Genomic DNA, 19,959 nt, shown 5'->3' with positions numbered 1-19,959 from the left:
TGTCTGACATCTTTTAGCCCTCTGTTCTATTAGTTGAAGAGGGCTTTATCTATTTAGCTTGTTTATTGGATCGACGACTCTTTACTCAACTCAGACAAAGTGAACATGGTCTTTTTCAAGGCAAATGCTTGTAACTCGTTTTGAGCTTTATAATAGTTAAAGATTCTGTCAGCTTGCAATATTACTGGAGTTTGAAAGTCGATGAATTTTCTTGCTGCAGACTGATTAATTGCATAAGCATGTGTTCCGAGTACTTTTCCAATTTCAAACAAATCCTCCGAGTAGTCAGAAAGACAAATTTCGTCTATCCATTTCATCGGCACTTTATGCCAATTAAATAGATGGACGTGATGAAAAAGTTTATAAACTGCTTGCTGGAAGCGATACTTGATAGTTGGCGGTTTTTCACCGTAATAACCCATCATGAGCACTTCCCAATTATCAGGAAGTTGCTGTATTATTTTATTAAAATTTGTTAAAGAATCATATTCAGGCAGTACGTCGTCTTCAAGAATCAAAATTCTTTTATAATTTTTGTCCAACATATCTTGATACATTCTTACATGAGATAGAGAACAGGCCACTTCACCGGTCTTCATCGAACGCGTTGTGCGCTTAGTACTTTTATGACGAACATCGTCATATATATTATTCTCTTCAAACTTTTCGGGTTCGAGGTTTCTCTTGTCTGTAGCTTTGAAAAAAGACCAATTGAGCCCTTCTAATACTTTTTTGACATTTTCTTGTCGATCTACTGCATCGTCCAAAGTCAAAACATAAACGTGATCAAAAAAACTGTTTAAAGGTGCAAAAACTTGAGAATTATTATTCGTCATTAGATTGTCTTATCTTATTTGGGCTACTTTTGGCCGTCAAAGTCCACAACGCAGCATATTTGTGAAAAGCATATTGGCTAAGGATAACAGCCATTAGTAGCCCGCGTTGACCGTCGAGGAAACCTAGACGTAGAATATATTGCTGGAAAAAATCCACGAAAGATCTGAAAAAAGCGTAAACGATTGTGCCTTTTTTACCATTTAGTGCCTTATCTTTTGCACCTAAAACACCGTATTTCAGATGCTTATCCATTACGTGTTGATAATCTCGCCACGAATAATGCAATAACGGTCCTTTCAGAGTAATTGTTTTGAATTCAGGCATTAAAAGAGTTTCATGCACGCTTCTATCTTTGAATTTCGCGCCTGTTTTTAAAAATAATTTACCTTGGGGAGTAGAATAACGACCATGTTTTAAGGGCTTGCCGAATAAATAAGTATGCCACGGAAATTTAATAAAATTAGCTGTCAAATCGGGGTCTGACAATGCTCTGTCTACATCACCTTTTAGTTCTTCGGTAACGACCTCATCTGCATCTAGGGATAATACCCAATCATGCTCACAATAGCTTAAAGCACGGTTACGCTGCGGGCCATAACCTGGCCAATCAGTTTGGTAGACTTTATCAGCGTATTTTTCAGCAATTTCAACTGTACCGTCTGTACTACCAGAGTCGAGAACAATTAACTGATCTACCCAGCCGGCGAGGGGTTTCAAACTAGCCTCAATGCGATCAGCTTCGTTACAGACAATCAAAAAACAAGATATTTTACGCCTTTGCATCAGTTTGGTTCGCTTATAACAGACTATATTTAAGTTCGGAAAATACCATCAGGTCATGGTCCGTGCCTTGTTGATTAACCTTGCTAGAATCAAGTACTGCACCTACTTTCAATTGCCAATCACCCCATACAGTTTGGTAATAACCGCTGACTTGGGTGATTTTTTCAGTGATACCTTTCAAGCTCGTTAAGTTTCGTGAAAAAATTTCTGCGTCATCGATTCGGATATGCCGGATGGACGCTTCTATCACATCGCCATCGACGAAGTGTTTGAGTACCCCTAAACTTAGCATATCAGCGTCAGATTCGCGGTTATCACCTAACTCCCGCGAATAATATCGATACCCTGAAGAATAGGTACCACTTTCATAAAAGCAACTCGTTACATCTATCACAGCGTTGTCACAGGAGACATTAGTATCACTTTTTTCCAAATAAACTTTGGCGCCATACCAATATGTCGAGATACCAAAACTATTGGCACTGTTGGCAACATTAAATTCTCCAGAGTCGCCTTCATCTATGTATTGGGCATAAAGGTTAAACGGCTGCTGAGCAATATTGAAAGTGTATTTGAAATCAATTCCTAGTAAATGACTGCCTACATGGGTTTTTTGGTCATCGGTGCATTCTATGATGTCTTGGGCACAACGTTTATGAAACGTCAGTACCTTAAAAATATCTTGGAAACGATCAGGTTGACCGTCGCCGCCCCAAACAGCTATCCACGATAATCCCAATTCCAAGCCGTTAACGGGTTTACTGACAAAGCGACTGGCCCAAATTTTCGCATCAGGCACATCTCGGCTATCTTCCAACTGACCAACTTGAGCAGTTGCATACCAAGGACCTAAAAAGCCAAGCCAAGGGGATTCAGAGGGCTCAGATGTAGATCGTGATAAGGCTAAGGTAGGAATGGGGCGTGCATTGTTTGAGAATAACAGGCTATTTGAGTGGGCGGGCCCCCACCATTGATCAATAGATCCCACACGTAAATTCCAGTCTCCTAATTGCACCGCTAGGAAGCTCTGGTCATAGTTTTTTTCGCCGTTAGGCTCTAAATTTACTGATATTTTTGTAGCCAGTCTTTTGTAGCGAGTTTCAGTACTGAATTTCATCCGCGCCTTTTCACCTTGTTGACCGTCAAAGCTCGCAAAGCGGCTACGTTCAGTTGCACCATAAGCGGTGACAGAGGAAAAGGTAGTATTGCGCTTTTGTAAAATCAGGTAATGGATCAGTCTTTTAGCTGACACCTTTGCAGTGTCTGGCATGCCACTTAAGTTCAACCTTTCGAGTTGTTTGGCTATCCCTTTCCACGGTAACGGAAAGGTGGTGGCTGTGGTATCTAAATAGCCAAATTCTGTTAGCACTTGCACATCATAGTGCAGTTGTGGGTCGATAGTGCCTACCCAGGGTGATGCTTTGAGTGTGTTGCTGTAAAAAAATACTGCAAAGATAACTAACAGCAAGGTAATTCGGGGCACTAGGCAACACTCCTTTGATAGATGTATTTTTCCAATTTCATATCCAATGTGAACAACTGATGTCAAATGCCACAGTTTTGCAGAACTTCCAATCAACTTTGGATTTATTTGCGCGGTTATTATAAGCTGTTGGATTACAATATTGAACCGTACTGAGTTGTTAGATGCATAAAAAAGCTATTTACCCGGGCACTTTTGATCCTATCACTAATGGTCACGCTGACCTAATTGAACGCGCGGCCAACATGTTTTCTTCTGTAACCGTGTGTATTGCATCAAATCCAAGTAAAAAGCCGCTATTTAGCCTAGAAGAACGAGTGGAGTTGATCGAGAAAGTAACTGCGCATTTAGATAACGTGGATGTAATTGGCTTTACTGGATTATTAGCGGATTTTGCTGACACCCTAGAAGCAACTATTCTGATCCGTGGGCTGCGAGCGGTATCAGACTTTGAGTATGAATTTCAGTTGGCCAATATGAATCGCCGTTTGAATCCCAAGTTGGAAAGTGTATTTTTAACCCCTGCCGAGGAAAATTCATTCATCTCATCTACTTTGGTCAAAGAAGTGGCTATGCATCGTGGTCAGGTTGATGGGTTTTGTCATCCAGTTGTGCAACAAGCTCTGTACGAAAAATTTCATAAGTACCCCAAAAGTTAACCAACCTAGCTGGGTGATTGTTGCTGCCAGACTGCGCCCCAAACTGGCTAAGTTTAAGCAAGCTGACTTGGTTCAGCCGTCTGGCGCATACTTTGGGTATGTCGCTCTTCACTACGCTGAGGGATTATTTCTGGCAGTTCGAGCAGAAAAAAGTGTTTCGCTGGCCAATCACGACTGATTCAATAGGTTTTTCACAAGTAACACAAGGTTGCTTGGCTCGCCCATACACCATCAGTTGTTGAGCAAAATAACCTGGATTTCCATCCGCCTGAACGAAGTCTTTCAAAGTTGTTCCACCCTGCTCGATGGCTTTAGCTAATACATCCTTAATAATCGGCACCAAGGCTTGATAATGTTTTTTACTTACCTTACCCGCCGCTCTTCTTGGATCGATTCCAGCAATAAACAAAGACTCATTCGCATAGATATTTCCCACTCCCACCACGACTTTATTGTCCATGATAAAATTCTTTACCGCCACCTGCTTGCTTTTAGACAGGGTGATTAATCGCTGGGCATCAAAATCATCAGTCAAGGGCTCTGGGCCAAGGGTGGCAAACAAGGCATGTTGTTCTTCGCTGCTGTCAAGCCACAAACAGGCACCAAAACGCCTAGCGTCATTAAAACGTAGACATTGCCCATTAGTAAGTTGCACATCTACGTGATCATGTTTTTGTAGTGGTGTATTAGTAGGATTGACTCTGAGACGACCTGACATGCCCAAATGAAGAATAATGCTTCCTGCATCGGTATCAATCATTAAGTATTTGGCTCTACGACGAATACTATTGATCACCAACCCCTGGGCTAAATGCACCTCGTCGGGAACTGGCCATCTTAACTGCCAATTACGAACCACCACTTTATCAATGGTTTGCCCCACCATATGAGGCGTGATCCCAAGACGACTGACTTCGACTTCTGGTAACTCTGGCATTATCTGCTCTCTGATAGAATGAGTTGTTCGAGACTAGTATCTGTTATTTGATACATTTTTTGCTGATACAAGACTAAGGTATCTTGGCCGTTTGGGTAGAGCTGAAACACCCTGCCACTATTTTCACTGGCTAACCACGCAATCACTACCACCGGCATTTCTGCGGGCAAAGCACCGCTGTAATCAACCATTTGACTACTCTGCCACTTTTGCGCCAAAGCCTGTAACTGGGTTTCATCAAACGCTTTAGTCGGCACTGTACGCCATCCTTGTCCGATGCGCTCAATATTCACCTCTGGCATTTGCAAGGTCATTAGCATTGAGTGTTCTGGCAGCAGGTGTAATTGAGACTCTTCTCTGCTCCCGGTCAAGATATTGTTAGTGGTATTAAATAGCAGGATCATTAATATCATGGCGAAAATAATGACATTGTTCCACGCCTTTCTAGATAGTCTAATCATAGTTTTTGAGTATTCACTAATTAAGAGGAGCTATGCTAACAATAAAGTGCAGGGATTATAGTGTTTTTAGAAACGGCTGTCATGGAATCGGAGGGTAACGCAAAAAACCCGGCAAAAACCGGGTTTTTCGGGAGACAAAACAAGCAGATATTTACTTGATTTTGGCTTCTTTGAACATAACGTGTTGGCGAACTTTAGGATCAAACTTTTTGATCTCCATTTTGCCAGGCATATTACGCTTATTCTTGTCAGTGGTGTAGTAGTAGCCAGTACCCGCTGATGAAACTAATTTGATTTTATCACGCATGATAGAGCTCCTTAGATTTTCTCGCCACGAGCACGGATATCAGCCAAAACTGTATCAATACCTTTCTTATCTATAATACGCATGCCTTTCGGCGTAAGGCGCAATTTAACGAAACAATTTTCACTTTCAACCCAAAAACGGTGGGTTTGAAGGTTTGGCAAAAAGCGACGACGGGTCGCGTTTCTCGCGTGAGAGCGGTTGTTACCTACCGCTGGACGCTTACCAGTAACTTGACATACTCTGGACATCGTATTTGTCTCCAAAACAACTTTTAACAATCTGCCTATTAACGGCAATAAATCACACTATCCGCTTCACGGTAGTGACAAGAGGGCGCACTTTATACAGTAAATAGCTTATAGGATCAAGGTTTTTATCAGAAAAGATCTGTTAATTAATCCTCGATCTGGCGGGCTATTTGTTTGGTTAACGCCCTAGATTAGACCCCGCTCGGCAAAGGATACGCATATTCCATCACCTACTACTATATGATCTAAAACGGTTACATCAATTAATTCTAATGCCTGGCAAATCCGCTGGGTGATATGTTTATCTGCCTGGCTAGGCTCAGCAACTCCGCTAGGATGATTGTGGGTTAATATCAATGCAGCAGCATTAAATTTAAGGGCGTTTTGCAACACTACTCTAGGATATACGCTCGCCGCGTTGATAGTACCATGAAATAGTTTTTTAAACGCTATCAGACGATGCTGGCTATCTAAAAATAAAACCGCAAATATTTCATTGGGCTCATCTCTTAACTGGCTGAGTAAATAGTGTTTAGTATTGGTGACGCTGTCAAACACATGCTCTCGTTGCAGAGACTCTGCGAAATATCGTTTAGATATCTCAAGGACGGCTTGCAACTGAACATACTTTGCTCTGCCAAGTCCTTTGCTCGCGCAAAAGTCAATCTGATTAGCGGCAAAAAGCCCTCGCAAAGAACCAAATTGCTGCAACAAGCCACGGGCAAGATCCACGGCACTCAATCCGGGTAGCCCTGTGCGTAAAAAAATAGCTAATAGTTCTGCATCGCTCAATGCTGAACAACCTAAAGATAGGAGTTTTTCCCGTGGCCGTTCCATTTCTGGCCATTGTGATAATTTCATGCTTCCCTGCCTGAATAAAGTAATTAATTTTCTGGTCAATTATTCCCAACTGACTAATTAAACCTAGCAAATGATCGCTGAACAGGCCAATATTATGTCAGGATACAAATCTTAGGGGTTAAGTATGGATAGTATAAACCATATTAGCCAAGCGACTAGCTGTACAAAATTTCACACGATATGACCATTAAAAAACTCAATATATTACTAGGGGTAAGTGGCGGTATAGCTGCCTATAAGGCTCCTGATTTAGTCCGTAAGCTTACTGCTACAGGGGCTCAGGTTAGAGTAGTATTAACCGAGTCTGCGACGCAATTTGTTAGCCCACTTTCTTTGCAGGCGGTGTCTGGCAATCCTGTATCGACTGATTTACTCGACCCCGCCGCAGAAGCGGCCATGGGTCATATAGAATTAGCCAAATGGGCTGATATTTTATTGATCGCACCAGCAACGGCCAATTGTATAGCCAAGCTTGCTCATGGTTTGGCCGACGACCTTTTATCAACCCTTTATTTAGCCACCAGCGCAAAAGTATATCTTGCTCCGGCGATGAATCAGCAAATGTGGTTCGCTGCGGCTACTCAGGCGAATCTTGCAACCTTAACCCAGCGTGGCATTCAGATAATCGAGCCAGACTCCGGTGAGCAGGCATGCGGTGATACAGGGCCTGGTAGAATGCCAGAGCCACAATACTTAGCCAGCTTAGTGACACAGCCGGAAGCCGCCCAAGTGTTAAAGGGTAAACGTATAGTTATTACTGCCGGCCCGACTCGCGAGGCCATCGACCCCGTTCGATACATTAGCAATCATAGCTCGGGAAAAATGGGCTATGCGCTGGCTAGCGCAGCCAAAGCTTTAGGTGCAGAGGTCACACTCATTAGCGGTCCTGTAGCACTTGACACTCCAGCTTGGGTAAATTTAGTCAAAGTGGAAAGCGCTCAGCAGATGCATCAAGCCGTTATGCTAGCGGTGGCAGAAACAGATATATTTATTGGCTGTGCCGCGGTAGCCGATTATCGCCCAGTGGAATGCGTTGGACAGAAGATTAAAAAACACAACCAAGAGTTAACGCTTACTTTTATTAAAAACCCTGATATTCTAGCTGATGTTGCCAATTTAAAAGGTGCACCTTTTACTGTCGGTTTCGCGGCTGAAACCCAAGATGTTAGCCACTACGCTAAAGATAAGCTACAGCGTAAAAATCTTGATATGATCGCCGCAAATGATGTCTCCGACCGAACCATCGGATTCAACAGTGACCAAAATGCCTTAAGTGTTTTTTGGAAAGATGGTGAAAAATCTTTGGCCGTTGCCGATAAAGGTCAACTGGCCATGCAGTTAATGCTTTTAATTTCACAGAATTATAATGAAAAACATGCTTAGAACCGAATATACAAATATGATGGTCTTAATGACAGGGAGACATCAATAATGCCTGCCACAAAACGCCCCAATCGCCGAGCCCAGATTCTTCAATGCCTCGCCAGCATGTTAGAAAGTAATCCAGGACAACGGATCACCACGGCCAAACTTGCAGCTGAAGTTGGTGTATCTGAAGCTGCGCTTTACCGTCATTTCCCCAGTAAAGCTCGCATGTTTGAAGGACTGATTGAGTTTATTGAAGAAACCCTGTTCTCACGGATCAACAAAATAATGGCCGAAGAGAAAGACAGTGCCATTCGGATCCAGCTTATCTTGCATTTAATTCTTGGTTTTTCAGAAAAAAACCCCGGTATTACGCGGATTTTAAACGGCGACGCCTTGATGGGTGAGCAGGAAAGATTACGCGGTCGAATTGCTCAAATCTTTGAGCGATTAGAAACCCAGTTAAAACAGATATTGCGTGAACGCAAACTTCGAGAAGGTAAAACGTTGCCGACTGATGAAGGTATAGTGGCAAACATGCTAATTTGTTATACGGACGGCCGGATTAATTTATTTATCCGCAGTGGATTTAAGCGTCGCCCTACCGAAAACTTCAAAGAAACGTGGCAATTTATCAGTAAACAATTTTTTTCATAAACTGAGCGTTCCTCTAAATCAATCTCAGCAATCATTGTCTCAATTTGAACAATGATTGCTGATGATTAATTAGTTTTTCAGCAATTTATACTTGTTGAAAGCTGACCAATCATTACTTATTAGTAGTTTTGCTAAACACATCGCCAAAGAAATCTCCTTGATTCCATTCAGGCCGCTTAGTTTGATTTCCCAATGTTAGGCCAATTTGAAAGTTGACTTCCGTGAACTTTTTAGCTGCTTGCCAGTTAAACACTTGGTTTAAGTCGTCAGTGGGTTTGTGGTAATGAGTGGCTAAAAAGCCTTGGAATTGCTTACTGCCATCGACCTCTGGATCTGCTGATTTCAAACCTGGCACCAAAAATACCGACGGCACGCCTTGCTGCACGAAACTATAGTGATCAGAACGGGTGAATAAAGCCAATTCAGGCCAAGGGTCGGGGCTTAGCTCAATACCAATATTTTTAGCGGCTTGAGCGACTGAGGTTTGCATATCACTATGATTCGCCCCAAACGCAATGACATCACCAAACTCGTAAGTCAAAATTGGCATATCTAAATTCACATTTGCGACAATATTTTGAATCGGCACAGTAGGGTGTTGGGCAAAATATTTAGAGCCCAACAAGCCCTTCTCCTCACCGGTTACCGCCACGAACAAAATCGATCGCTTAGGCTTGATGGACAGTTCACTGAACAATCTAGCCGTTTCTAACATCACTGATGTGCCACTTGCATTGTCCATGGCACCATTATTAATTTTGTCTTTTTTAACTGTTTTGGCAAAGCCAATGTGATCTGAATGGGCACTGTACACCACATACTGATTTTTTAAGTCAGGATCTGAACCTGCTAACACGCCAACCACATTGGGGCTTGAAACCTGTTTAAAATCATTTTTAGTGGTCAATTCAATACTTAGCGGTAAGTCAAAGCCCTTGGGCGCTTTATCTTCTTCCAACAAGGCGTAAATGGCTGCTAGGTTCATAGGAGCGTCAGCAAATATTTGCTCAGCAACATCTTTATGTAATAAGGCTCCACCCCCTAACTGTGCAAAAGCATTAACAGGCTGACCTTGAGGGTCTAAAAACCGAACACTTGGCACATGTAGAAAATTCAAAGCATTTTGATAAGGTTTCACTTTTTCCGACAAAGGAGTGCTTATCGTAATATATCCAATCGCACCATGGGCAATCGCATGCTTCTTTTTCTCGGTTGTTGAACCAAAATGCGCGCCTTCTTCACTGGGAAAGGACACGGGTTTACCCGACAGCACGACGACTACTTTGTCTTTAACATCGAGTCCGGCATAATCATCATGATTAAGCTCAGGTGCGACTATTCCATACCCAGCAAAGACTAGATCACCACGGGTGATACTCTGCTCAAGACCCGTATTAGCATATGCGATAAAATCTTGTGGATAATGCAGTTCAGTGGTGCCTTGCTTAGTGTGAAGAGTCAGTTTTGGTGAGCTTTGGTCCAGAAAGGCTTGTCTGAAGGCAATTCTCTGGAAATAAGTACCATCATCTCCCGCAGGCTGTAATCCGTACTTTTTAAATTCTGACTCAATATACTTTGAAGCAATTTCGTGACCTTCAGAACCGGTATCTCGGCCAGTTAGAAGATCATCTGCTAAAAAATATAGGTGCGCTTGCAGCCGATTTATTTGTGCTTGTTCAGCAGCGATATTTGCATTTCGTGATGCAGTTGAATTGGTTTGACAGGCGGCTAAAAAACAGGCTGACAACAACGTCAAACAGACTAACTTGATTTTCATTTCGGGTTTCCAATTTGCCAAGTTTATAATAAACGGCGCTACACTATGCCAAAGCAAGGCTATTTTCCAGCTTGACTCCTAAAAATACTCAGCTAATCTGTAAGAATACGTGTTCTTAGAGCATGAATCAGAAGATGTTTCACTATATCGAATCATCTATACGGAGAATACATGCCTCGTAAAGCCCTTTATAATGTTGAAGCAGTTCTAGAACAAGCCATCGCAGTTTTTCTTGAACACGGCTACCATGGCGCCATCATGGATGAAATTATTGCCAGAACGGATTTTAATCGCCGTGGCTTTTATTTAGAATTCGGCTCAAAACAACAATTCTTATATATCGTACTCGCTCATTATCAACAGCAGCATTTGTCCAAAGCGTTTTCCCACCTGGAAGACAATCGAGGCTTGGTGTCCATTCAAGATTTTTTCGATGAATATGTCTCACAGGTTAAGGGCCGAGGTTGCTTATTAATTAATATCATCACTGAATTGGGTTTCGACGATGAAAAAGTTCGAGATATTGGTCGTCATTATCTCGATAGAATGCAAATTGACTTTATCGGTTGTCTCGAAAAAGCCCAACAGACTAATCAACTACGGGGAACGATAGACATTGAATCCACAGCATTGCAACTGACCAGTTATGTACAAGGCTTTGCGGTCAATGCCATTCTTGCCGGCGACACAGATGAATTGCATTTAGCAACTAAAGCATTATTAGCGCCGCTGGCGTTATAATACAGGAATGGTTATTCTTATACTGTTGAGAAATACTGTCTGAGGTAGCCCTCGTTGAGTTTCTTTCTGTCAAATCTCTTGGTCTTTAGGTCGGTTATGGATAGAATCCACAGCTGGGATTTATTATTTTCAAGCAGGTTGTATGTCAAACAAACAGCACTTATTTAGAGTACAGTTTGTTAGTAACGGAGAACGTTACGAGCTGTATGTTAGAGAAGTTAGTCAAGGTAGTATGTTCGGGTTCGTCGAAATTGGCGATTTTGTTTGGGATACTCATACTAGTTTGGTGTTGGATCCAAGCCACGAAAAACTTAAAGCTGAATTTGCTGACGTCACTCACACTTATATTCCCATGCACAGTGTATTGAGAATTGATCAGGTGAAAAAGCAGGGTACAGCGAAAATTTCTGAACTGTCAGACAAAGTGACTGCTTTTCCCAGTCCTATATATACTCCAAAAAACTAACCTGACGCATATTTGACAGTATTGGCCTTGTAAAAGTTGTGTTTACTCTGTTTTTTATCTTAAGCTGTGTCGCCCTATGGATAACTAGAAACTGATGATGCGTGTAATCAAAAAAATTTTTTTACTAACTGCTGTATTGCTTAGTAGTGTTGCCGCTTGTGCTTCTGAACAACAAAAGCTTACGGATTTAATGGCGCAAATTTGGCAATACGAATTATCGATTTCGCCGGTCTTTGCGACCTCACAAGGGGTCCATGATTATGATGACCAGTTAGCTGATTTATCCCCAAGTGCATTATTAGCGCAAAATCAGCGCTTCAGCTCTTTCTTGGCGCAACTGCAACAAGTCGATAAATCCATGCTTGAGCGCACTGAGCAAATCAATCTGTTAATGCAAATCTATCGGGTGCAAGATTATGTGGATAATTATCGCTTCAATTACCACTACGTCCCTTTAACCTCGGAGTACGGCTTTCATAGTAGTTTGGCTGGTCTGCCGCAAACAGTTCAGTTTGGCACTTTAGCTGATTACCAAAACTATTTGTCTCGTTTACAAAAGTTTCCGGTTTATTTTGCGCAACAGATTGCATGGATGAAGAAGGGCATGGCAGTTGGCATGGTGCAACCAAAGATCGTGATGCAAGGCTTTGAGAAGTCCGTTGAAGGCTACTTTGAGGGTGATGTAGAAGACAGTGTATTTTATGCGCCATTTAAACAACTCGATAAACTTAATCTCAGTGACCAGCAGAAAACTCAATTAATCGAGCAAGCAAAGCTGAATATTAAGAATAATGTGTATACGGCGTACCGTAATTTTTACCAGTTTTTAGTTACTGACTATATACCTAACGCCAAGACTGATATTGCGGCTAAAACTTGGCCAAACGGCACTCAGCTATACCAGAATCGGACCCGCTATTACACCACAACCGATCTATCTGCTGACCAAATACATCAAATCGGCTTGCAAGAAGTGGCACGCATTCGAGCAGAGATGCAAACCGTTGTGGATGAATTAAAGTTCGAAGGTAGCATCAATGAATTCATTGAATTTCTCCGCACCGACCCGCAGTTTTACGCTAAAACTCCTGAAGAGTTATTGAAGCACGCTTCCTTTATCGCCAAGAAGATGGATGCCAAACTCCCTAAGCTGTTTCGTAAATTGCCCAGAACTCCCTATGGCGTTGCACCTGTTCCAGATAGTATTGCGCCCAAATATACCACTGGTCGCTATATCTCTTCTCGTAGAGATGACGAGCCAGGTTATTATTGGGTGAATACATACGCTTTAGATAAGCGTCCATTATATGCGATTCCTGCTTTAACCTTACATGAAGCCGTTCCTGGGCACCATTTACAGATATCCCTAGCTCGTGAAATGCAGGACTTACCAAATGTACGTCGCTATACCTATATTTCAGCTTTCGGTGAAGGTTGGGGTCTATATTCTGAATTTTTAGGCAAAGAAGTGGGTATTTATGCCACGCCTTATGATGAATTCGGCCGCTTAAGTTACGAGATGTGGCGGGCTTGCCGACTAGTCGTTGATACAGGTATGCATTTAAAAGGCTGGTCTCGACAGCAGGCTTTGGACTATATGTTAGAAAATACTGCATTGTCAGAACATAATGTCACCACTGAGGTTGACCGGTATATCTCATGGCCAGCACAAGCCTTATCTTATAAGATTGGCGAAATCGAAATTAAAAAGCTGCGTAAAGAAGCGGAAGAAGCCTTAGGGGATAAATTTGATCTTCGTTCATTTCACGATGCGGTTTTGGAATATGGTTCTATTCCTTTGTCAGTGTTGAGAGAAAATATGCAGCTGTTTATCCAACAACAGCAGAAACTATAGCAATTAACTAGCACCAACTGATTTGAGTCGTTTCAGGGGAATATAATGATATCGTTCGGCGTAATAGGTTTTTTAATATTAATGTTGATTTATTTTGTGGTCAGACACCAATCAGCACAATCGGAATTAAATAAATTAACTCATCAAGTCAAATCTCTTGATAAACAGAGTCGATTTTCATTGCAAGCATTGTCAATGCTTGCTGGTCAGATGCAAAAAACCTATCAGATACGTCTCGATAATCTCAATAAACATGCATTGATAAGTAGTGCTGATTTTAAGATTGTTAGCTTTATTATTGCTGAAGTTGAATTTGTCATCATGCAATGCTGTGAAAAGAGCGCGACTGTGGAAGAAGCGCTACTCAAAGCCCTTGAAAACTCAGAACTAGATATGGAACAAATAAAGAAATATATAGCTAATCAACCCGCTGAAATTCGAGTTCCTTGGTGTAAGAATACCGTTGGCGGATTTGTCTCAGCCTGCCATAACCTTACCTCAGACCGGGTCAAGCAAGCTGACCCTCGAGAGCTTGAAAAAAGCTAATCATATTAGCCTGATGATTATGTCCTTATAGCCCCTGGCATTTGTCTAATAAATGCTCAAATTCGACTTCAGTGACGGGCATTATTGATAGTCGATGGCTTTTTTTGACTAAACCAATTTGGCTGATTTGTGGCATCTGCTTAATCGCTTTTAAGCTTAAGACATGATTAAATTTTTCAACAAATCTGACATCAACCATGAACCAACGTGGATTTTCCACGCTGGATTTCGGATCATAGTAGTTACTCTCTGGATTGAACTGAGTGTGATCTGCATAAGCCTCTTGGGCAACTTCGGCTAATCCCGCTATTCCAACCTGTTTACAACTAGAGTGATATATGAATACCTTATCGCCTTTTTTTACTTCATCTCGTAAAAAGTTACGGGCCTGATAATTTCTAATGCCATCCCAATGCTCGGTTTGATTAGGCCGATTCGACAAATCATCGATGCTAAATGCGTCCGGTTCCGTTTTGAATAACCAGTAATTCATAATTTACTCTGTTTTTAGTTTAGGTAACTTTACCCCATTCATCATAAACCCATTGTTGATTTACGCCAAAACTTGCATCTGCTAAATTGATCAATATACTGTACATAAACACAGTATAGATTTCATTATGAATACCTTAATAGAACAATTGAAAAATAAGCGGCTTATCTGGCAAGGAAATCAGCAGCAGGTTTTTACCAGTACCAATAGTTCAGGTTATGCAGAGCTTGATCACGCCTTGCAAGGCGGCTTTCCGCAACAAGGTGTTATCGATATTGATAGCCCAATCGGTATAGGTGAATTGCGTCTGATGCTTCCGGCATTACGCTCCCGTCAGCAGCAGAGTAATAGGCTTGTGGTTTTTATCGCTGCGCCTATGCAAATCAATGGCGAGATGTTAGCTGAGTTTGGTTTTGCTCTTGAGCAGATCTTAATTTTACAACCTAATAGCGCTGAGCAGGCTCTTTGGAGCGCAGAGCAGTGTTTAAAGAGCGGTTGTTGTCATGGTGTTTTGCTGTGGCATAAGAATGTAGAGATACCTCAAGCTAAGCGATTACAACTGGCCGCTGAACAAGGTGATGCTTTGCAGTTAATCTTCCGCCAAGACAATCCATTGAAGATCTCATTACCTATCGATTTAGCCATGAAACTAGCTTCTCATCGTCAGGGTATCAGTGTTCAGATAACTAAACGCAAGGGAGGGTGGCTCGAGAAGCCTTTTGAAGTCAATATGAGTGCCAATTGGCCGGAGTTGACATTGCCAGAGATGTCATCAAATGTACTTTCTTTTTCCCATGTTAAAGTGGGTTAGCCTTGAAGTCTCTGTGGCTATATTTACATTTTACCCATTTACAGCTGGACTGTTTATGTGCAACTCATGGTACAGACTCCGCTGAGAGCCTATCGTCGCAGCATTGTATGTCAAAACCAGTGGTAATCCTAGATGCCAAGTCAAATAGCATATTGCAACTGAACCAAGCTGCTATTGAAGCTGGCATTCAGCGGGGTATGGGGTTAGGTACTGCGGCAGCGCTAAGTCAACATCTGCAAGTTGTACCTTACAATGGCGAAGTAGAGCAAAAGAAGCTGACCGAGATTGCCGAGCATCTATATTTGGTAACCTCTGACATATGCCTATTGCCTGCAAATGGGATCTTGTTGCGAATCCACAACATGCTGTCACTTTATGGAGGCCTCAATGAGTACTGGCATGCGATAAAAAACCAACTGAATGACTTTCCAGTGAAGTATCACTTTGCGACGGGGCAATCTCCTTTTGCTGCGAAAATACTAGCCTGTACTGGTTGGGATCAAATTTGTGATCACCTTCCAATGCTGCAACACCAAATCGGTTTACGCAAATTGTCTGATTCTGAACTAGATAGCAAAACGGTTAATAAGCTTTCACGTGTGGGGGTTCATTGTATAGCAGATCTCATGGCTATCTCTCTCAAAGAGATAGCTAAGCGGTTTGAAAATGATTTAGTCACTTATCTAGGTAGGTTAAGGGGTGACTTTCACCACCCAATAGTATTTTTCCACCCTAAAACACGTTTTACCCAATACCTAGAGCTGCTCTATGAAATAAGCCATACCGATACTTTACTACGTCCAATGATAAAGATGCTTGATGCCCTAGAGCAGTTTTTAAAAGTTCGGGATTTGTTAACCCAAAAAATAGTGTTCACTCTATACCAGCGTGATGCTGAAATACTGACATTAGAAGTCGGTTCAGCTCAAGGGGAATATCTAAGCAGCAGATGGCATGCTTTGGCGGCACTCAAAATAGAAAACCTCAGATTAAAATCACCGGTCTATGGGCTGGAGCTATACACTGGAGCAACAGAGCAACGTTGCCCTGATAAGGCCGATTTATTTACAGCCCGAAGAGGAGCACTATCTTATTTACAATTGATCTCAATGTTACAAGCCAAGTTAGGTGAGCAGGCTGTAAAACAGATTCAATTAGACAATGACCATCGGCCAGACCGAGTGAATCGATATGTATCACCCAGCAATCAACTCTTCCCTCACAATCGTCATCTACAGGGAATGCGTCCGAGCTTTCTACTGGCGCCTTGTCTAGCCCTCACTGAAGCTGTAAAAATCCTTCACGGACCTGAGCGAATAGCCACCGGATGGTGGGACAATAAGGTTATGACCCGAGATTATTTTATCGCTCGAAATAACCAGGGCCAATGGCTGTGGATATTTCGAACACCTTGCGCAAAGTGGTATGTCCATGGCCTATTTAGCTAACCTTCGGATTCTAGCCATAAAGCATAGGCTTAGGCAAACTTGGCCAGTTAGAGGCAATTATCAGGTTTATAAAAATTTAAGACTATATATTCTTAATGTAATCAAGCAATCAGAATCTCACTTATCTGCAGACTATAGTTATGGCTTACGCTGAATTATTCTGTCGCACCAATTTCAGTTTTTTGCAAGGCGCATCTCACCCTCAAGAGATGGTTCAACAGGCACACTTTCTAGGTTATGAAGCTATCGCTATTACCGATGAATGCTCTGTCGCGGGTGTGGTCAGAGCCTATACTGAAATCAAGCAACATAATTTAAATATAAAGCTTATTGTGGGCAGTTATTTCAAACTTGATGACAGTTTAGAGTTAGTTTTGTTGTGCCCTACAAGAGAAGCCTATGGCGAGCTATGCAGAGTTATCACCAATGCCAGACGTCGCTCGGCTAAAGGTGAGTATTTATTGGAAGAGTGGGACCTTAAAACGGTTAAACATTGCCTAATTCTTTGGCTACCAAAGGGCGTTGCCCAGCATGATGAAAAATGGGTGCAGTGGTTACTCAAGTCTTATCCAGAAAGATTGTGGATCGCACTACAGCGTCATTTGACCGCCAACGAACAGCGTTATATCCAGCATTGCCAGAAGATCAGCCAATTATTTAACATTCCAATTACCGCTTGTGGTGGTGCTCTGATGCACATTCCTGCTAGACAACAGTTACAGCATGTACTCAGCGCAATCAAACAACGCACCACTGTGGGTCAGCTAGGCCGTGACTTACTGTCAAACGGTGAAGCATGTTTGCGCAGCCATAATAAGCTTAAGAGTCTGTTTAACAGAGACTGGTTAGAGCAAGCCGTTAGTATAGCTCGTCTGTGCTCTTTTAGTTTACAAGAGTTACGCTATGAATATCCTGCAGAGCTCGTACCTGAAGGAAAGACACCTGTGCAATATTTGGCTGAACTGGTTGAGAATGGCATCAAGCAACGCTTTCCGGAGGGTATCTCTGCGCCAATTCGAGACATTATTGACAAAGAGCTGGTGTTAATTGCAGAACAAGAATATGAATTCTTCTTTTTAACTATCTTCGATATTGTCCAATTTGCCCAAAGGCAACAAATCCTATATCAAGGGCGAGGCTCTGCAGCCAACTCAGTGGTGTGTTATTGTCTTGGCATTACTTCGGTAGATCCCCGCCAAATTAATGTGTTGTTCGAGCGTTTTATCTCTAAAGAGCGCAATGAGCCGCCAGATATTGATGTAGATTTTGAACATCAGCGCCGTGAAGAAATTATCCAATATATTTATACGAAATATGGTCGAGAGCGAACCGCTATTGCTGCCACAATATCTAGTTTTCGCTTTAAAAGTGGGCTTAGAGAAGTAGGTAAGGCATTGGGTATTAATCAAACTCAATTAGAATTTTTTATTAATAACATTAACCGTCGAGACAGTGGTCTAAATTGGCAGGCACAAATTGCCGAATTAGGCATGGATCCTGAGTCGCAAATAGGTCAGCAGTTCATTTCTTTGGTTACTGAAATTATTGGCTTCCCACGACACCTCTCGCAACATGTCGGCGGTTTCATAATTTCTTCAGGTCCGCTCTATCAGCTCGTTCCAGTTGAAAACGCTGCGATGCAAAAACGAAGCGTAATCCAGTGGGACAAAGATGATCTGGAAAGTTTAGGCCTACTCAAAGTCGACATATTGGCCTTAGGCATGCTCACTGCCATTCGCAAGTCATTTGCCCTTATCAAACAACATTATCTGCGTGATTTAAGTATTGCTCAGATCACCAAACTTGATGACGACCCTCATGTTTATAAGATGATTCAACAGGCAGATACCGTTGGAGTATTTCAGATAGAGTCCCGCGCCCAGATGAGTATGTTACCTAGGCTTAAGCCCAAATGTTATTATGATTTAGTTGTTCAAATTGCTATTGTCAGGCCCGGTCCGATTCAAGGAGATATGGTTCACCCTTTTTTACGTCGCAGAGAGGGAAAAGAGCCAATGGAGTATCCGTCAAAGGAAGTCGCCGAGGTTTTAAGCCGCACTATGGGCGTACCTATATTTCAAGAGCAAGTAATTAAATTGGCTATGGTTGCGGCAGGGTTTTCTGGTGGCGAGGCTGACCAGCTTCGAAGAGCAATGGCTAGCTGGAAAAAGAACGGTGAGCTGATGCAGTTTCAGTCCAAGCTGGTAAATGGCATGCTTGAGCGAGGTTACTCTGAGGATTATGCGCTGCGGATCTTTAATCAAATATGTGGTTTTGGCGAATATGGTTTCCCTGAATCCCATTCAGCATCCTTTGCAGTATTAGCCTACGTATCATCTTGGCTTAAATACCATTACCCAGCAGCTTTCTATGTGGGCTTAATGAACAGTTGGCCAATGGGATTTTATCCACCCGCGCAATTGGTCCAAGATGCTCGACGCCATGACGTCAAGATTTTACCGATATGCGTCAATCACTCTCAGTACGAGCACATCTTTGAAGCCGATACCGATGGCTTCGCTATCCGTTTGGGAATGATAATGATTAAGGGGTTAGCTCAAAAATCCGCAGAATGCATAGTGTTACGCCGTCCATTAACAGGCTATAAACAGTTTGTTGAAATTAAACAACTTGGAATGGCCCGAGACCAAATCGAAGCTCTGGCAAGCGCAAATGCCTTGGCGGTTATCACCGAAAACCGATATGCCGCTCGCTGGGCTCTAATGGAATCAGAAACAGATCTACCATTATTGAATGAGCAACAACAAGAGTACTTAGTTACTTCAAAGCCATCAGCAGCGGAACAGATGCTTGAAGACTATGCAGCAACAAGCTTATCTTTGGAGCATCATCCTATATGCTTGTTGAGAGAAGCCAACAAATTAGGCAAATATACCAGTGCACAACAACTTCAGGGAAAAGCGCACAAATCTGTGGTCACTGTAGTGGGTGTTGTCATTGGCAGACAAGCACCTGGTACTGCAGCAGGCGTAACTTTTATGACCCTCGAAGATGATACTGGCTGTAGCAATGTAGTGGTGTGGCAAGCGACTGCTCGTGCGCAAAAGCAGGCATTCCTAAAATCAAAAATAGTGAAAGTCAGTGGGATCCTAGAGCGCGGTGATGGCGATGTAATTCATGTCATCGCTGGAAAAATCACGGACTTGAGTCACTTGTTTGAGCACCTAAGCTGCCGCGCTCGAGACTTTCATTAAAGTATCCTT

The 19,959-nt window shown here is 42.3% G+C and carries 20 protein-coding genes; 10 read left to right on the top strand and 10 right to left on the bottom strand.

What is annotated here, in order from left to right; translation table 11 throughout:
* Nucleotides 1–62: 62 nt before the first annotated feature.
* The 3 genes from QR722_RS00305 to QR722_RS00295 are packed head-to-tail and all read right to left on the bottom strand — an operon-like array spanning nucleotide 63 to nucleotide 3,103.
* Nucleotides 63–836, bottom strand: a complete 774-nt coding sequence (locus QR722_RS00305) for a glycosyltransferase family 25 protein (protein ID WP_286284747.1) — start codon at nucleotides 834–836, stop codon at nucleotides 63–65.
* The gene (locus QR722_RS00300; protein WP_286284746.1) at nucleotides 826–1,620 is read right to left on the bottom strand and encodes a glycosyltransferase family 2 protein; all 795 of its coding nucleotides are present in this window, start codon (nucleotides 1,618–1,620) and stop codon (nucleotides 826–828) included. The genes QR722_RS00305 and QR722_RS00300 overlap by 11 nt, the downstream gene beginning before the upstream one ends.
* Before the next feature lie 13 nt (nucleotides 1,621–1,633).
* The gene (locus tag QR722_RS00295; RefSeq protein ID WP_286284745.1) at nucleotides 1,634–3,103 is read right to left on the bottom strand and encodes a capsule assembly Wzi family protein; all 1,470 of its coding nucleotides are present in this window, start codon (nucleotides 3,101–3,103) and stop codon (nucleotides 1,634–1,636) included.
* Nucleotides 3,104–3,267: 164 nt separating this feature from the next.
* Here QR722_RS00295 and coaD point away from each other — a divergent pair, with 164 nt between their 5' ends.
* The gene (gene coaD / locus QR722_RS00290) at nucleotides 3,268–3,762 is read left to right on the top strand and encodes a pantetheine-phosphate adenylyltransferase (RefSeq protein WP_286284744.1); all 495 of its coding nucleotides are present in this window, start codon (nucleotides 3,268–3,270) and stop codon (nucleotides 3,760–3,762) included.
* 124 nt (nucleotides 3,763–3,886) lie between these two features.
* Here the strand turns inward: coaD and mutM are convergent, their stop codons facing one another.
* From mutM to radC, 5 genes are all read right to left on the bottom strand, one after another.
* Nucleotides 3,887–4,699 (bottom strand): bifunctional DNA-formamidopyrimidine glycosylase/DNA-(apurinic or apyrimidinic site) lyase, encoded by an 813-nt coding sequence (gene mutM, locus QR722_RS00285; RefSeq protein WP_286284743.1) that lies wholly within the window; start codon nucleotides 4,697–4,699, stop codon nucleotides 3,887–3,889.
* Entirely contained in the window at nucleotides 4,699–5,160 is a 462-nt protein-coding gene (locus QR722_RS00280) for a hypothetical protein (RefSeq protein ID WP_286284742.1), read from the bottom strand. The genes mutM and QR722_RS00280 overlap by 1 nt, the downstream gene beginning before the upstream one ends.
* Before the next feature lie 151 nt (nucleotides 5,161–5,311).
* Nucleotides 5,312–5,467, bottom strand: a complete 156-nt coding sequence (gene rpmG / locus QR722_RS00275) for a 50S ribosomal protein L33 (protein WP_235310800.1) — start codon at nucleotides 5,465–5,467, stop codon at nucleotides 5,312–5,314.
* A gap of 11 nt (nucleotides 5,468–5,478) precedes the next feature.
* Nucleotides 5,479–5,715: a 50S ribosomal protein L28 gene (gene rpmB / locus QR722_RS00270; RefSeq protein WP_286284741.1), complete on the bottom strand. Its 237-nt coding sequence runs from the start codon at nucleotides 5,713–5,715 to the stop codon at nucleotides 5,479–5,481.
* A 186-nt stretch (nucleotides 5,716–5,901) separates the two neighbouring features.
* Nucleotides 5,902–6,576 carry a RadC family protein gene (gene radC / locus QR722_RS00265; protein WP_286284740.1) on the bottom strand — a complete coding sequence of 225 codons (675 nt, stop codon included), beginning with the start codon at nucleotides 6,574–6,576 and terminating at the stop codon, nucleotides 5,902–5,904.
* 180 nt (nucleotides 6,577–6,756) lie between these two features.
* Between radC and coaBC the strand changes: the two genes are divergently transcribed.
* Both coaBC and slmA read left to right on the top strand, forming a co-directional pair.
* On the top strand, nucleotides 6,757–7,959 hold the full coding sequence (coaBC, locus tag QR722_RS00260; RefSeq protein ID WP_286284739.1) for a bifunctional phosphopantothenoylcysteine decarboxylase/phosphopantothenate--cysteine ligase CoaBC: 1,203 nt from the start codon (nucleotides 6,757–6,759) through the stop codon (nucleotides 7,957–7,959).
* A gap of 48 nt (nucleotides 7,960–8,007) precedes the next feature.
* Nucleotides 8,008–8,598, top strand: a complete 591-nt coding sequence (gene slmA, locus QR722_RS00255) for a nucleoid occlusion factor SlmA (protein WP_286284738.1) — start codon at nucleotides 8,008–8,010, stop codon at nucleotides 8,596–8,598.
* 112 nt (nucleotides 8,599–8,710) lie between these two features.
* Here slmA and QR722_RS00250 read toward each other — a convergent pair whose 3' ends face one another.
* Nucleotides 8,711–10,375: a M28 family peptidase gene (locus QR722_RS00250; RefSeq protein ID WP_286284737.1), complete on the bottom strand. Its 1,665-nt coding sequence runs from the start codon at nucleotides 10,373–10,375 to the stop codon at nucleotides 8,711–8,713.
* A gap of 171 nt (nucleotides 10,376–10,546) precedes the next feature.
* On the opposite strand from QR722_RS00250, the gene QR722_RS00245 reads away from it, so the two are divergent.
* The 4 genes from QR722_RS00245 to QR722_RS00230 all read left to right on the top strand — a co-directional run bounded on the left by QR722_RS00245 (nucleotide 10,547) and on the right by QR722_RS00230 (nucleotide 13,983).
* A complete protein-coding gene (locus QR722_RS00245; RefSeq protein ID WP_286284735.1) occupies nucleotides 10,547–11,116 on the top strand; it encodes a TetR/AcrR family transcriptional regulator in 570 nt (189 codons plus the stop codon).
* Nucleotides 11,117–11,258: 142 nt separating this feature from the next.
* Nucleotides 11,259–11,582, top strand: coding sequence for a DUF1820 family protein (locus QR722_RS00240; RefSeq protein ID WP_286284734.1), 324 nt, complete (start codon nucleotides 11,259–11,261; stop codon nucleotides 11,580–11,582).
* Nucleotides 11,583–11,679: 97 nt separating this feature from the next.
* On the top strand, nucleotides 11,680–13,437 hold the full coding sequence (locus tag QR722_RS00235; RefSeq protein ID WP_286284733.1) for a DUF885 domain-containing protein: 1,758 nt from the start codon (nucleotides 11,680–11,682) through the stop codon (nucleotides 13,435–13,437).
* An 81-nt stretch (nucleotides 13,438–13,518) separates the two neighbouring features.
* Nucleotides 13,519–13,983, top strand: coding sequence for a hypothetical protein (locus QR722_RS00230; protein ID WP_286284732.1), 465 nt, complete (start codon nucleotides 13,519–13,521; stop codon nucleotides 13,981–13,983).
* 25 nt (nucleotides 13,984–14,008) lie between these two features.
* Here the strand turns inward: QR722_RS00230 and QR722_RS00225 are convergent, their stop codons facing one another.
* Entirely contained in the window at nucleotides 14,009–14,476 is a 468-nt protein-coding gene (locus tag QR722_RS00225; protein ID WP_286284731.1) for an EVE domain-containing protein, read from the bottom strand.
* Nucleotides 14,477–14,603: 127 nt separating this feature from the next.
* On the opposite strand from QR722_RS00225, the gene imuA reads away from it, so the two are divergent.
* The 3 genes from imuA to QR722_RS00210 all read left to right on the top strand — a co-directional run bounded on the left by imuA (nucleotide 14,604) and on the right by QR722_RS00210 (nucleotide 19,950).
* A complete protein-coding gene (gene imuA / locus QR722_RS00220; RefSeq protein ID WP_286284730.1) occupies nucleotides 14,604–15,287 on the top strand; it encodes a translesion DNA synthesis-associated protein ImuA in 684 nt (227 codons plus the stop codon).
* A 2-nt stretch (nucleotides 15,288–15,289) separates the two neighbouring features.
* Complete coding sequence (locus QR722_RS00215) at nucleotides 15,290–16,735, top strand: Y-family DNA polymerase (RefSeq protein ID WP_286284729.1); 1,446 nt, start codon at nucleotides 15,290–15,292, stop codon at nucleotides 16,733–16,735.
* A 140-nt stretch (nucleotides 16,736–16,875) separates the two neighbouring features.
* Entirely contained in the window at nucleotides 16,876–19,950 is a 3,075-nt protein-coding gene (locus QR722_RS00210; RefSeq protein WP_286284728.1) for an error-prone DNA polymerase, read from the top strand.
* Nucleotides 19,951–19,959 lie beyond the last annotated feature (9 nt).

Source organism: Aliiglaciecola sp. LCG003 (assembly GCF_030316135.1).
GTDB lineage: Bacteria > Pseudomonadota > Gammaproteobacteria > Enterobacterales > Alteromonadaceae > Aliiglaciecola.
This window is presented reverse-complemented; position numbering and strand designations above follow the sequence as displayed.